Origin of the sequence: Rheinheimera sp. 4Y26, from assembly GCF_025245835.1 — a bacterium.
Taxonomy (GTDB): domain Bacteria; phylum Pseudomonadota; class Gammaproteobacteria; order Enterobacterales; family Alteromonadaceae; genus Pararheinheimera.
The window spans coordinates 16,075-31,106 of record NZ_JAOBWS010000019.1; the positions used below are offsets into that span (position 1 = coordinate 16,075).

Consider the following 15,032-nt stretch of genomic DNA (forward strand, 5'->3'; position numbering starts at 1 on the left):
AAACATGATATAAAAATTGAAAAAACAGACTAAAAATTGATACCCGACTAACTGATTGATTGGCCGGAGCATTTAAAGGTACGACCAGTGCGGACTATTTTGGCTCTGCCCTCTGCTGCATGGCCCCCAGAAATAAGGTTCAGCCGCAACAGAGCACAACGTTTTCACAAATTGCAGCAAAAGGTCGCGAATACCGTCACAGCCGGCATCCACGCAGAACAGCTTTGCTGATTAAAATCGGTACAGGCTAAAGGAGGATCAGTCAGTGCATCGACGAACTCGGGCTGCAGCACTTTTTTCAGCTGGGGTGAGCCTTTAATTTGGGCGTAAGCCTGCCGTAAACGCAGCACCAATGCCGGATCTGAGCCTTTTTTAACGGCTATCCAGCTATATAACTCGAGTTCAGGCACAAAAAGCACAAACTGCACATCGGCACGCGTCAGCTGATGTTTATCCAGCATGGTTTGAATGGCATTTGGGTCATCAATCATCAGATCCAGTTTGCCGATGGCAAACAAACGCCAGGTTTCCACCACATCGGGTTGCAGCTGTAGCCGGTTTGTAGGTTGTTTAGCCACGTTTTTTAACCACTCAACCGCAAAATCTTCGCGCTGTGCGCCCACCACATAACCATGAATATCACTGAGCTGCTGCACCTTGATGTCGTTACGGCGGGTTAATTTCAGCAAACCAAACTGATAACGGGCCACTTTGCCAATCCATTCAAACTGCCCTTCGCGCTCGGGCGTGCGCGCCATGTTATAAATCAGCACATTGGGGGTGGAGGCTGCCAGCCGGAAGGCTCTGGCCCAGGGATAAACTTCATAACGGGGCTGCAGCCCGGCCTGTTGCAGCATCAGCTCCACCACGGCAGTGCTCAGGCCCGCAACCTGGCCATTATCATAGGTTTGATGCGGAGGGGATACTTCAAGCACCACCCGGATGGGCTCCGCTGCCAATGGCGGTAGCATCAAGAGCAACAACAACACGAGGTTTCGCGACCTCTGCCGACTGCCGGTTTTTTTCTGCACTTGAACCGCCACTGCAACCACACAGGAATACTACAAACTTAAGCAGCAGATAAAACAAAGGCAACCCGAAGTTGCCTTTGTTGTGGTTTAAAACGATTTAAACGCTGTTATTTCAATACAGCAGCAACAGCCTTAGCAAAATAATCGATATTGCTGTGGTTTAAACCGGCAATGCTGACGCGGCTTGAACCCACCATATAGATACTGTATTCAGTGCGCAGGCGGTCAATTTGCTCTTTGTTAATACCCAGGAAGCTGAACATGCCGTGTTGTTTAGTGATAAAACTAAAATCCTGTTTCACCCCTTCATCGGCCAGTTTATCGATGATCAGCTGACGATAATCGTTAATGCGGTTACGCATAGTCGCCAGTTCCTGATGCCATAAAGCCGTCAGCTCCTGGCTATCCAGAATATGGCTGACAATAATAGCGCCATGCGCCGGTGGCATCGAATAAATGCTGCGCACCACAGCCAGCAGGTTAGAACGGGCAATGTCGGTGGTTTTTTTGTCACTGGCCACCACAGAAACTGCACCAATACGCTCGCGGTATAAACCAAAGTTTTTTGAGCAAGAGGTACATAAAATCAGCTCTTCCACTTCATTGGCAAGGTGACGCAGGCCCTTAGTGTCTTCATCCAGACCTAAACCAAAACCCTGATAGGCCATATCCACCAGCGGGGTAAAACCTTTTTCTTTGGCAAGGGCGGCAAAACGCTGCCACTGGGCAAAGTTCAAATCCATACCACTTGGGTTATGGCAACAGGCGTGCACCAGCACCACGTCACCGGCCGGCACTTGCGCCAGTTCAGCAAACATTTGCTCTTCTTTCAGGCCTTTGGTGTCGTAGTCGTAATACGCATATTCTTTTACTTTTAAGCCAGCAGCCTGAAACATCGAAATATGGTTAGCCCAGGTTGGGCTCGTCACCCAAATGGTGGCATCCGGATTGGCTTTTTTAATAAATTCAGCGGCAACACGCAAAGCGCCGGTGCCGCCTGGGGTATGGGCTGTGGTGGTGCGGCCTTCCAGCAACACTTTGTGTGGGCCAAACGCCAGTTTTTCGATATGGGCGTTAAAGCTTAAATCACCGGCCATGCCGATATAGGTTTTGCTGTCTTCATGGTCCAGCCGCAGTTTTTCCGCTTTTTTCACACATTCCAGCACTGCAGTGTGGCCTTGTTCGTCTTTATAAACGCCAACGCCAAGATCAACTTTCAGTGGGTTCGGATCTTCTTTGTAAGCCGCCATTAAACCTAAAATCGGGTCTGTTGCGACCGGCTGTAAATGAGAAAACATAACAAGTTACCTGTGTGTTGCTGCCAAAACCAAAACCGGCTTAAGCCCGGTTTCACAATAAAGCCGGCCGCCGGGACCGGCAGCACAGCGCCCTGAAGCTGCTGTACCGGCCACTGTCAGCTTAAGCTGCAGCGGCAAAAACAACGGGCACCAGCATAGCCGCTGCAATCAACAGCGCCAGCTCATCCCCATGGAACAGATCTTTGACAAAAGCTTCTGAGTCGATAATACCCACCAGCTCACCACGCTCGCCAAAAAGCGGAATGCAGGCTTCAGCCAATACTTTTGGATCGCAGGTGTAATATTCACCGCCCTGCTGCAGATAAGCCGGCACATCATTAATAATGCGCGCTTTGCCTGACAATCCCACACTGCTGTTATTGCTAATAGCCGCAAATTCAGCGGTGAGCGGAAATTCGGCACGGGAAGGCTCACCAAAATAACTCAGCTTCACCAGCACAGTTTCACCGGCGCTGTTTTGCCGTTTTTGATAAATGCCAAACCAGTTGCTTTGACTATGGCTTTGATAATAACGGCTAATCGCCCCCAGCCTTGCCAATAACGCATGATTGGCGGGAGTTTTGCCACCCAGAATTGGCGTTAAATCATAAGGTTCTGCCGCAAGCTGACCAAACAGCGAACAAGAGCCGCCTTCACCCAGTTCCGGCACCTGATATTGCCACTGCACTTCAAGCTTTAAATCGGCATTTTTGACCGCAGCTTGGAGTTCATTCTGATATTTTTCCACTGCCACCAGCAGGCTGTTGCGGCTTGCGGCGTCCATATCGGCTGGTAATAAGCCACTTTGGGTAAGATAAGTAACAATAGACATTAGCCATCCAGATTTCTAAAGCCGAAGCAGTCTAACAGAATCCGCTAAAAAACCAACGATTTTGCCTGACTTTTCAGCAAATAAGCGGGTCAGCTTTAGGCTGACTTGCTGAGATACACGCTGATGCTTTATCTTGCCATTATTCGCCCTGCCACAACAGGTATTCCCACAATGAGTTCAAAAAAAATATCCCTAAGCGACTGGCAACAACAGTCGTCTACTTTGGTTTACAGCACCGACAGCGGCACTGTTACACCGGACAAAAGCGAAAAACCGGCCGGCACTGCTTTTAGTGATGGTTTTTTACGGCTAAAACGTGAAACCAAAGGCCGCAATGGTAAAGCGGTGATCACCATTGCCGGCATTGCTGAACCCCATGACAAACTGACCGACATTGCAGCCCTGTTAAAGAAAAAATGTGGTTGTGGTGGTTCTGTCAAAGATGGAGTCATTGAAATTCAGGGAGATCAGCGTGACACAGTGTCGGCAGAACTGACTAAACTGGGTTATAAAATCAAATGGGCTGGTGGCTAAAGGCTACAACAAGCCATTGTTTTAGAAATAAAAAAGGCGACTGATGTCGCCTTTTTTATTGTTTTAAACCAGCTTAGATTGCCGGTTTTTGGCTGTATTTATGATGCAGCTGTTTATTACGATCGTTCAGTGTCACTTCGCGACCATCAATCCACATAGCGCTGACTTTGTGCGTCAGATAATCAAAAATATCACCATCCGACACCACCACAGTGGCAGCTTTGCCGACTTCCAGCGAACCAATTTTATCGGCTACACCGGCAATTTGTGCCGCGTTAATAGTCACAGCCGCCAGCGCCTGCTCCCGGGTTAAACCATAACTGATGGCCTGGCCTGCGCCAAACACCACGTTACGGGTGTCCCAATAACCATCCAGCGACAAAGCAAACTTCACCCCGGCTTTTTGTAACAAGGCCGGCGTCTGGAAAGCTGTGTTATTGGCTTCGTCATCACGCTCCGGAATACCGTAAGGTGCAGTGAACACCACGGCAACATTTGCTGCCGCAAGCTCATTGGCCATGCGCCAGCTGTCACGTCCGCCTACGATCACCAGCTTCAGTTGATACTGCTTGGCCAATTCCATCGCTTGTTTGATTTGGCGTAAATCGTCGGCATGCACAAACAAAGGTCTTTGGCCTTTAAACACCGGGATCATCGCCTGCCAGCGTGAATCCACGCCTTTGTTCAGGCCAGCCGCTTCAGCGTCGGCATAAGCTTTAGCCTGCACAAAATAGTCTTTTAACTTTTGCAGAGCCTTGGCGTTTTCTTTGGCCATTTCTTCCGGCTTTTTATGGTTCCACCAGTTGGCGACAGTGCTGGTTGATGGCCAGTTGATATGTAAACCTACAGCGTCAGTCACAGTTGCATCCTGCCAGGTCCAGGCGTCCAGCTGCATTAAGCTGGACTGGCCCATTAAAGCACGGCCTTTTGGATAGACCAGGCTGTAACTAAAACCATTGCTGCGCACCGTTGGGATCACTTCCGAATCGGCGTTATAGGCAATACGGGCACGGATATCAGGGTTAGTGTCAGTCACTTCCGACGTATCGTCGGTGGCACGTACCGCTTCAATTTCAATCAGACCAAGCTGATTGGCCAGTGCGATCAGTCCAGGGTACAGGTGTTTACCCTGCAGCGACACCACTTTGGCCCCCTCAGGCGCAGCCAGATCCACACCCATGGCAGCAATTTTGCCATCCACCATCAGCAGGTCGGCATTTTCCAGCACACCCTTGGTTGCCGTATGAATAGTGGCATCTGTTAATAACACAGGTGCTGTTTGTTTGGCACCTGGCACTATGTCATGCGCCAGCGCCGGGCTCACTGCAGCGGCAATGAGTAACGAAATCAGTGATTTATTTAAATTCATTTGTTATCTCCTACAGCGCCGCATGCGAATGCAGATGCTGACCGCCACTGAAACGGGCTTTTAACCAGTCGCCATTGTCTTCACAGTGCCAGATAGGTTCGTTGGTTTTATGTGTGCCGCCACTGCCTTTTCTGGCCGCGTCAGATGCACCCAGCACTTTTTGCATCAGCTGTTGTTTCTCAGCCAGTACCTGCTGTTGTAACTGCGCATCTCTGTTGATGTCGTAATAAGGCACACCGTCAATCCAGGTTTGTTGCGCCTGGGCATACACCGACAGCGGGTTGGCATTCCAGAGTACAAAGTCAGCCTGTTTGCCTTCGGTAACAGAACCTACTTTGTCCTGAATATTCAGCTGAATGGCCGGGTTAATGGTGACCATTTTCAGCGCTTCTTCCTGTGACATACCACAGTATTTCACCGACTTAGCCGCTTCCTGATTCAGACGGCGTTGTAAATCCGGGCTGTCAGAGTTGACAGAAACCAGCACACCACGGTCAGCCATTAAACAGGTATTGCTTGGAATGGCGTCCTGTACTTCCATTTTATAAGCCCACCAGTCGGCAAAGGTTGAAGCACTGGCACCGTGTTTTTTCATTTCATCGGCCACTTTGTAACCTTCCAGAATGTGGGTAAAGGTATGCACTTTAAAACCCACTTCGTCTGCTAAATCAATCAGCATCAGAATTTCAGAAGCCACATAAGAGTGAGTGTGAACAAAACGTTGTTTATCCAGAATTTCCACCAGGGTTTGCAGGCGGTAATCTTTTCTTGGTGGCGCTGTGACTTTTTTCTCGCTGCGCGATAAGTTGTCATAGGCAGCCCAGGCGGCTTTGTATTCTTTGGCAGCCTGGAAAGCGTCACGGATAATAGTTTCTACCCCAATCCGGGTTTGCGGGTAGCGGCTGGTAAAGGCTTCACCCCAGTTGGCCTGTTTGACGTTTTCACCCAGCGCAAACTTAATGCTTGGTGGTGCGTCTTTAAACTTCAGACCTTCAGGCGTCACACCCCAGCGCAGCTGAATAATTTGCGCCTGACCGCCAATAGGGTTGGCACTGCCGTGCAGCAATTGTGCAGTGGTGGTACCACCGGCTAAACCACGGTAAATATTAATATCATCCGGATCCAGCACATCACCGATCTGCACTTCTGAGGTTACGGCGTCTGAACCTTCGTTCACGCCCATTTCAATGGCGATGTGTGAGTGTTCGTCAATAATACCGGCGGTTAAATGCATACCTGTGGCATCAATCACCTGGTAACCCGAAGGTGTCGACAAATTCTGGCCAATGGCACTGAATTTACCGTCTTTGACAATCACGTCGGTGTTTTCCAGTTTGCCGGCTTTATCTGAAGTCCAGACAGTGGCGTTTTTAATATGGACATTTTTTCGGGTAAGCGGCGCATCTAAACCAAAAGCACGGTTTGGATAAGTCACTTTTGACAGCAGCTGAGTGTCGCTGTCCGCTTTGTTGTCACTGGCTTTGGCTGGTACTGACTCTTTACTCAGCATCTGCTGCTGACGGCTACCTGATGGCAACAACAACTGCGCCGACAATAAAGCACCGTCCAAAGTCGCGCTGACCTGCAGCACACCGCTGCCTGCCGCTGCTTCAGTTAAATCAGCGGTAAATTGCAGTTTGTTGTCATTCTGACTCAGGTTTTTCAGCGCTACGTTTTTGTCGCCGTTGATAAGCTTGCCTTCAAGTTTGCTGCCTTCACCTGTCAGTTCCAGCTTTAACGCCTGACCTTGCAGGTTCAGGTTATACAAACCGGCAAACTGTGGCTGTTGCAGCGGTTTAAACTGATGCTCCTGACCACGGATCCAGGTGGCAACAATTTCACCGTCTTTAAATAAATCACCTTTAGCAATGACTAAATCAGCCTGATAACCAGGCGCAACTTTACCCAGCTGCTCGGGCAAACCCAGCATAGCGGCAGGCACTGTGGTTAACGCCGCCAGTGCTTTATCTGCCGCTAAGCCATGACTCACGGCTTTACGCAGGTTCGGCCAGAACTGGTCTTTTTTCTCCAGCGCATGAGTGGTCAGCGCAAAAGGAATACCGGCGTTGGCCATAGCAGCCAGGTTGGCAGGTGCCCTTTCCCAGTGTCGCAGCTGGGCCAGATTCACATCCAGCTGGTCGTCAATACTGGCAACGGCAGGTGCTTCAGGGTAAGCCACCGGCATAATAAAACTGCGGCCGGTGTTTTTAATTTCATTAACTCTGCTGTACTCAAAACCCGAGCCCAGCAACACGGCATTTTGCAGGTTAAATTCTTTCAGCAAACTGTCGACACGCAGTACGGCTCGGTCATCTGTGGTTTCAAACACCAGACCTGCCTGCGGTAGTTTGGCTAAAGCTGCCAGCGCAGCGTTAAACTCCACCGGCTGCTGGCTGATCAAAGTGTCTTGTTTGCCATAAGCGTCACGGTACCAGTTGGCGTCCGACAAGGTCTGGCGAATCAGCGCAATACTACCCATCAGCGAAGACGGATAACTTTGTTTGGAGCTGCCTTTATCAAAGGCCATAAAATGCGCGCCTTCGGCTTTTAAAATCAGTTCGCCCGGCAAACCTTTACCTAAAGACGCCACCACGGCCTGGCCACGGAAAATACCGTCCTGACGTGCTGACTGCACTACAGTAAAACCTTGTTCGGTATAGCCTTTGGCATCATCGGCCACAGGAACAAAGTCGTGCGCCCACTGGCGTTCGGCATGAATAGCGGCGTTACTGGCATTACCGCCTTTGCGTTCATTCTGATACACAGGGTCGTCACCAAAAGAAAAGGCTTTGGCTTCCGGCGCTTTTTCCACACCATAACCACTGTAAGCATCAATAAAACCGGCATAAATATGATGACCACTGGCATCAATACGGCGATAACCGGCAGGCGCAGCTGCGGTGCTGACCGCAGTAATTCTGCCGTCTTCAACCAGCACTGTGGCATTGTCGATTTTTTTACCTGGTTCGGTGTGCACAGTGGCGTTGACAAAAGCCAGCAAGTTTGGCGTTTTATCACGAATACCCTGCAACGGACGGGTCTGATCTGCCGCGACCGGCGCAATGGACAAAACCATAGCGGCGCTCAGCACAGAGAGGCGGAATGAATTCATGTATAGGTTCCTGATTTTAATTCGGAAATTTAACTGATTGTGTCGTAGTTTAATCGGGACAATTCCTGTTCTGCCAATGGCATACTGAAGAAATAACCCTGCACCAGATAGCACGCATTGTCATGCAGAAAGTTGACTTGCTCTTGTGTTTCCACCCCTTCGGCCACCACACGCAGATCCATCTTCTGCGCCATCGCAATAATGGCGGCTGTGATGTCCATGTCGTTTTTATCTTCCGGGATATCTTTCACAAAAGAACGATCGATTTTCAGCTCGTCTACCGGGAAACGCTTTAAATAACTCAGCGACGAATAGCCTGTACCAAAGTCGTCGATAGATAAAGCCAATCCGAGCCGTTTTAACTCGTTTAACTGGACAATAGCCGCATCGGTATCGCCCATTAACATACTTTCGGTGATTTCAAAAATCAGATGTTCAGGTGATGCACCGGTACGTTTTAAAATCCGCTCCACCACAGAGGGTAAATCCTGATCGGTAAACTGGCGGGCCGACAGGTTAATAGACACAGTCACCAGATTGCCTCTGCTGTGCTGGCGTGCCAGAAAACGGCAGGCTTCCAGCACTATCCATTCGCCAATCTGCACTATTAAGCCGGTGCTTTCTGCCACCGGAATAAAACGCAGCGGCGGCACCATGGTATTGTCTGGCCTGAGCCAGCGCAGCAGCGCTTCGTAACCGATAATCTGTTTGCTGCGGATATCGATTTTCGGCTGGTAATACAACATAAACTGTTGTTCACGAATAGCTTCGCGCAGCTGGTTTTCAATTTCCAGCCGCTCTTTGGCGGCGTCGTTTAGATCCTGACTGAAGAAATGGTAGGTGTTTTTACCCCGGGCTTTGGCCTCGTACATCGCCAAATCGGCGTGCTTGAGCAGCAGCTCTTCTTCATCGGCATCTTCCGGCGCTATGGTAATACCAATACTGGCGCTGATAGACACATCATGACCGGCCAGGCGCACCGGCAGCGCAAAAGCCTGCTGCAGATTGGTGGCAATGGCAGCAGCCTGTTTACGATCGGCAATACCACTTAAAATCACCGCAAATTCATCGCCACCTAAGCGGGCGATAGTATCTTCTTCGCGCAGCCGGCTAATTAAGCGCCTGGCCACTTCTTTTAATAATTCATCACCGGCATCATGGCCCAGGGTGTCGTTAATACGTTTAAATTCGTCCAAATCAAAATACAGCAGAGCGAAGTGGTAATAACCACGGCTGGACATAGCGATGGCTTTTTTCAGCTGGTCACGGAAATAACTGCGGTTGGCAAGGCCGGTGAGCACATCGTAATAAGCCAGCTGCTCCATTTTGCGCTGGCTTTCTTTGATAAAAGAAATGTCCTGCATGGCGCAGACGTAATTGCTGACATCGCCTTTATCATCGCGGATAGGCGCTATGGCCAGACTGGCCCAGAACTGTTTGCTGCCTTGTTGCAGCAACATGTCGCCGCGCCAGTGATGCCGCTCCTGCAAACTTTGCAAAATATCGGCACCCACAAAACGCATTTCCTGCGCAAACAACAGATGCAAAGGTTTGGCAATCACCTCCACCGGAGTGCACCCAATCATTTCCAGTAAAAAGGGATTTACGTATTCAATTTGCAGCTGATGGTCGGTAATGACAATGCCCGAGCTGGAAAAAGCCACTGCTTTACTGAGTTTACGCGTAGCACGCTCTGCTTCTTCTTTTTCCTGAATACGGGTGTTTAAACCGGAAATCAGCTGGTGAATTTCATCAGACATCCGCAAAAATGCCCGGTTTAATAAACCAATTTCATCGGAACGCTCGTCAAGCTCCAGCTGGCTGGCTTCACCATGGGACAAACGCTGTACAGCACCGGCTAAACGGGTCAGGCGTTTGAGCACAAATTTGTAGATAAAAAACTGCAGTGCCAGTGCCACAATCAAAGCCACCAGCAAAAACAGCAGCACCACGTTGTCACGGTAACTATCAAGGCCTTCAATGACATGGGCTTTGCTGTGGTACAAAGACACATACCAGTTCAGCCGCTCAATACGGGCGGCGGATGCCACATAGTCAGGAATTGATTTACTGTTGGCGTCCAGCTCTTTGGGCGACTGCACCACCCGGGCGACAAAAGCTGCGAGCTGCGGATTGGAAGGTTTGACCCCAACCGCCAGCTGATTCATCGTTGGTTTTTGCAGGCTTTGTTGCAGGCTATTGTCGCTGTCGTGCAATAAATTGCCGGCGCCATCAAATAACAAGGCTTCGCGCCCGGGTTCCCACAACGAAATCTGCGATAAATTGGCAAAAACTTCATCCAGCACCACATCGGTGCCGGTAATACCAACAAACTCATCATTGATATACACCGGGATCACCAGACTGGTCATCCACTTTTGCCAGATGGTGTCAAAATACAAGGGGGTCCAGCGAGGCAACCGCGCCGGGTTTTGTTCCGGGGTGGCTATATTAAAAAAGATATCCTGCTGAAAATTATGATCCGCCTGAATTTCCAGCGCCCAGTCGGCCGGCGCTATGCGGATAAAACCATCTTTGGAAATAAAATAAAAATTAAAAAAGTCTTCCAGCAGCACAGGCGCCAGTTGTTGCCACAACTCTGCGGTCTGTGAAAAATAGGGATGAGGGTTTTGCTGAAATTTTTGTTGTTGCTGAAAGGCCGCGGATAAATCGTCTTTACTGCGGGCACTGCCGTCGGGCAAAAAGTCGGGTTTTACTTCAGTCACTTCAGGTTGACTTGCCAGATAACGGCTGACCACCTGATTGGCACTGATGGCCTTTTTTTCTTTTTGCCAGAACTCACTGTCCAGCTGTTTGGCGTAACGGTTGGTGGTTTGTACCAGTGAAATGCGTTCCTGCTCAATCAGTACTTCCTGTTGCAAAGCCAGCATGGCAAATGCAATCAGGGTACTGGCTGCAACCGTCAGCAAAAACACCAAAGCAGAAAATTTGATGCTAAGCGAATTCAGACCTGAGGTTTTATAACTTGCTTCCTTCACTCGCGACCCTGATGGTTGTCTTTTTTAACATCGGAAGATTTGATACCTGTCCCGCGTCTGTGGTAAACCAGCTCGTGCCGACTATACCAAAGCGCTGAAAAGCTTTAACATTATTGCATGCAATTCAAACAAATGAGAATCATCGGATGAAAAAACTCTTATTAAGCACCACCCTGTTGTCCCTGCTGAGCGGCTCTGTCATAGCAGCCAGCGCCTTCACTGAAGCCGAAGATGCGGTGAGCTACCGTCAGCACAGCTTTCAGCTTATTCGCCACAATATGGCCGACGTCAAAGACATGTTAACTGGTGCTGTGCCTTTTGAAGCCAGCCGGCTGCAAAAACGTGCCGATGCGCTGGCCACTTTAACCACGCTGCCGTGGGAAGCTTTTACCGTGCCAGGCGCAGATAAAGCCAGCAAAGACGCCAAAGCCGAAATCTGGCAAAACCTGCAGGATTTCCAAAGCCGCGGTGAGCAGCTGGCCAAAGATGCCAAATCACTGCAATCTGCTGCACAAACTCAGGATCAGACCAAAGTAAAAGCGGCTTTTGCTGCCTTTGCCAAAAACTGCAAAGCCTGTCACGACAAATATAAAGCGGACTAATCCGCTGATTAAAAAACAAAAAGCGCAGTTAAACTGCGCTTTTTTTATGGCCGCGGGGATGCCGGGTTCTGCGCCTGCAAGAGCCTGTGTTGCTGTTTTGGTCAGGACGCCAAATCTGCCTGCAACAAAGCCCAAACCTGCTCGCCCTGCCACAGATAAAAAGCTAACGCCAGCACTATGACCAGTGCCAGATACCAATAAAAAGCACAAAAGCGAAGGTCTTGCTGTGGTGGTTTATCCTGATAACCCGTTAGCATCCGGCTGATGACTTTGTCACCATGCAGCTGATGCCAAAGTGCTGCCAGCACATGCACAGCAATAAAAAACAACAATAAATTCAGGTTAAAACGATGAAAGCTGCTGGCAAGCTCTACCCAGCCGCTGTCCACCATGGCGACCAGTGGCCCTTCGGTCAACACATCATCAGTGGTCAGCAGGCCAGACAAAAATTGCAGCAACACCAGTCCAATCAATACTAACACCATATAACCTGATAAAGGGTTATGGCCTTGCGCCTGTGGTTTTTGCGGCTGCCGCCAATAACGCCACACAGAAACAGGCGATCGGACAAAATGACTAAAACGCGCATTGTCGCTGCCGGCAAAAGCCCAAATTAAACGCGCCAGCAAAATAGCCGCCAGACTATAAGCCAAAGTCATATGCACGCCATACCATTCCTGCTCGGCGCTGTACCACAGCCCTCCCAGCAACATCAGCTGGCTCCAGTGAAAAAAGCGCACTGCGCCATCCCAGATTTTGTATTTTTGCATGTCAGCTTCCACGAAATCTTATATTCTAAGTCGCAGATTCTAACGGAAAAAGAGCAGAAATCCTGATGAAATGGTTCAAAACCTCGCTTTATACGATAACAGGGCTGGTGATAGTACTGGCATTGCTGCTTTATGCCGGCCTTTGGGCCAGTCTGCCGCAATATCAGGGTGACTATCAGGCTGAGGTTCAGGCCAAAGTAGTGCTGAGCCGCGATGCCAATGGTTATCTGAGTATCAGCGCCAGCAACAGACAGGACGCCGCTTATGCTCTTGGTTTTGCCCATGCTCAGGACAGGTTTTTCCAGATGGATTTGCTCAGGCGTAATGCCGCCGGTGAGCTGTCGGAGCTCTTTGGTGAAAAAGCGCTGCAGCTGGATATCAGCCGCCGGATGCACAGGTTTCGCGACAGGGCGCAAGCCGCTGTTACCAGATTACCTAAAGATCAGCAGGAGCTGCTGCAGCAATACACTCAGGGCGTCAACGCCGGTTTGGCCTCGTTGAGTCTGCCGCCTTTTGAATATGGCTTACTTATGCAAAAACCCAGGCCCTGGCAGCAGGCGGACTCTTTGCTGGTAGTATTTAGCATGTATCTGGATTTACAGGGCGCACTTGGCAAAGACGAGCTGGCGCAACAAGTCTTGCAGCAGCACACAAGCGCTGACTGGTATCGTTTTTTTAATCAGCACAGCAGTGACTGGCAAGCCGCCATTGATAACTCCGAAGTCAAAGCAATTGCCATCCCCGACAGTCCTTACCCTTTTGCCAATGGCAACACCGCTTGCAGACAATGTGGCTGGCGCGACAGCCGTGATATCGGCAGTAATAACTTTGCGGTTGCAGGCGCCTTAGCAGCCCATGGCAGCGCCATTCTGGCCGACGATATGCACCTTGGCATCCGGGTGCCGGGCACCTGGTATAAAGCCCAGCTGAACTGGCAACAAGGCGACAACAAGCTGCAGGTGAGCGGTGTCACTCTGCCTGGTACCCCGTCGGTAGTGGCTGGCAGCAATGGCCATATCGCATGGGGTTTTACCAACAGCACGGCCGACTGGCAGGATCTGATTAAAATTAAAGCTGCTGAAGATCCACAAAAATACCAGACCCCGGCCGGCGATCAGGAATACAGCTACAACAACGAAGTCATTAAAATTAAAGGCCAGCCTGACCATGTGATGCTGGTGAAAGAAACCCGCTGGGGCCCTCTGATGGCCGCCCCTTTTGACGGTTATGCACTGCGCTGGGTGGCCCATGACGAGGCAGGTATTAATCTGAATTTACTGGCGCTGGAGCAGGCCACCTCAGTGGATGATGCGCTGAAACTGGCGCCTACAGTCGGCATACCGGCACAAAACCTGCTGGTGGCCGGTAAAAACGGTGATATCGGCTGGACGCTGATCGGCGCTATTCCCAACCGCCAGCTCAAAGATATGGACCTGCCGCAAGACTGGAGCAATGGTGACAACTATTGGGACGGTTATCTTGACGCCAGCGCTTATCCCAGCCTGAAAAATCCGGCCGGGCAGCGGCTCTGGACCGCCAATGCCCGCACAGTGGGTGGTAAAGCGCTAAAGCTGATTGGCGACGGTGGTTATGATTTAGGCGCCCGGGGTCAACAAATCCGCGACGCCTTGCTGGCCAGCAACAACCACTCAGAACACAGCCTGCACCAAATTCAGCTTGATCACCGCGCATTGTTTTTACAACGCTGGAAAGCATTATTGCTGGATGTGCTAAGCGATGATTTTGTTAAACAACATCAGTTGGAACATTACAAAACTCAGGTGAAAAATGGCGTTAAGGCCGCAAGCCCGGACGATGCCGGTTATCCGCTGGTGCGGGCCTTTCGCGATAAAACACTGGAGCTGATGTTTGCGCCGCTGGCCGCCAAACTTGAAGAGCAGCAACTAACCCTTGCCGATTTAAAACTGAGTCCGGAAACCCCAGGCTGGGCCTTGTTGCAAGCCAAAAGAGCGGATGCCCTGCCATCAGGCTTTACCAGCTGGCAGGCATTGTTAGAGCAGGCCGTACTGGATAGCAAACAGCAACTGCTGCAACAGTCTCAGGTTGAGTTGAAGCAGCTCAACTGGGGGGTGCTTAATACAGTGCAGTTACAACATCCGATGAGCAAAGCCCTACCCTGGCTGTCGCCGCTTTTGGATATGCCGGCATTACCTATGGCCGGCGACCGGCATATGCCCAGGGTGCAGCGGCCGGAGCATGGGCAGTCTGAACGGATGGTGGTGGCGCCAGGCCATGAGCAACAAGGGATTCTAACTATTCCTGGTGGCCAGTCCGGCCATCCGCTGTCGGAATTTTATCGTGCCGACCATTCATTCTGGGCCAGTGAACAAGAACTTGGCTTTTTACCAGGTAAAGAAAAATACTTGCTGGAATTACAACCGCGCGGTTGACTTTAGCCATCCAGACTGATTATTGTGGTGATATGAAAACATTAAAGCTCGTAGCCCGTTTCTTTTTTAGCTTT

The 15,032-nt window shown here is 50.3% G+C and carries 10 protein-coding genes; 3 read left to right on the forward strand and 7 right to left on the reverse strand.

Features of this window, described 5'->3' with window-relative positions; genetic code table 11:
* Positions 1-164 precede the first annotated feature (164 nt).
* From N3Z11_RS17190 to N3Z11_RS17200, 3 genes are all read right to left on the reverse strand, one after another.
* Entirely contained in the window at positions 165-935 is a 771-nt protein-coding gene (locus tag N3Z11_RS17190) for an ABC transporter substrate-binding protein (protein ID WP_260658433.1), read from the reverse strand.
* Positions 936-1,138: 203 nt separating this feature from the next.
* The gene (locus tag N3Z11_RS17195; RefSeq protein WP_260658434.1) at positions 1,139-2,329 is read right to left on the reverse strand and encodes an aromatic amino acid transaminase; all 1,191 of its coding nucleotides are present in this window, start codon (positions 2,327-2,329) and stop codon (positions 1,139-1,141) included.
* Between the two features lie 121 nt (positions 2,330-2,450).
* Positions 2,451-3,161: a GAF domain-containing protein gene (locus N3Z11_RS17200; RefSeq protein WP_260658435.1), complete on the reverse strand. Its 711-nt coding sequence runs from the start codon at positions 3,159-3,161 to the stop codon at positions 2,451-2,453.
* 171 nt (positions 3,162-3,332) lie between these two features.
* Here N3Z11_RS17200 and N3Z11_RS17205 point away from each other — a divergent pair, with 171 nt between their 5' ends.
* The gene (locus tag N3Z11_RS17205; protein WP_260658436.1) at positions 3,333-3,695 is read left to right on the forward strand and encodes a translation initiation factor; all 363 of its coding nucleotides are present in this window, start codon (positions 3,333-3,335) and stop codon (positions 3,693-3,695) included.
* A 73-nt stretch (positions 3,696-3,768) separates the two neighbouring features.
* On the opposite strand, the gene N3Z11_RS17210 is transcribed toward N3Z11_RS17205, so the two are convergent.
* The 3 genes from N3Z11_RS17210 to N3Z11_RS17220 are packed head-to-tail and all read right to left on the reverse strand — an operon-like array spanning position 3,769 to position 11,175.
* A complete protein-coding gene (locus N3Z11_RS17210) occupies positions 3,769-5,064 on the reverse strand; it encodes an amidohydrolase family protein (protein WP_260658437.1) in 1,296 nt (431 codons plus the stop codon).
* 10 nt (positions 5,065-5,074) lie between these two features.
* Positions 5,075-8,176, reverse strand: coding sequence for an amidohydrolase family protein (locus tag N3Z11_RS17215; RefSeq protein WP_260658438.1), 3,102 nt, complete (start codon positions 8,174-8,176; stop codon positions 5,075-5,077).
* Between the two features lie 29 nt (positions 8,177-8,205).
* On the reverse strand, positions 8,206-11,175 hold the full coding sequence (locus N3Z11_RS17220; RefSeq protein WP_260658439.1) for an EAL domain-containing protein: 2,970 nt from the start codon (positions 11,173-11,175) through the stop codon (positions 8,206-8,208).
* A 146-nt stretch (positions 11,176-11,321) separates the two neighbouring features.
* Here N3Z11_RS17220 and N3Z11_RS17225 point away from each other — a divergent pair, with 146 nt between their 5' ends.
* The gene (locus N3Z11_RS17225) at positions 11,322-11,777 is read left to right on the forward strand and encodes a c-type cytochrome (RefSeq protein WP_260658440.1); all 456 of its coding nucleotides are present in this window, start codon (positions 11,322-11,324) and stop codon (positions 11,775-11,777) included.
* Positions 11,778-11,878: 101 nt separating this feature from the next.
* Here the strand turns inward: N3Z11_RS17225 and N3Z11_RS17230 are convergent, their stop codons facing one another.
* Positions 11,879-12,547: a cytochrome b/b6 domain-containing protein gene (locus N3Z11_RS17230; RefSeq protein WP_260658441.1), complete on the reverse strand. Its 669-nt coding sequence runs from the start codon at positions 12,545-12,547 to the stop codon at positions 11,879-11,881.
* 65 nt (positions 12,548-12,612) lie between these two features.
* Between N3Z11_RS17230 and N3Z11_RS17235 the strand changes: the two genes are divergently transcribed.
* Entirely contained in the window at positions 12,613-14,958 is a 2,346-nt protein-coding gene (locus N3Z11_RS17235) for a penicillin acylase family protein (RefSeq protein ID WP_260658442.1), read from the forward strand.
* The last annotated feature ends 74 nt before the right edge of the window (positions 14,959-15,032 follow it).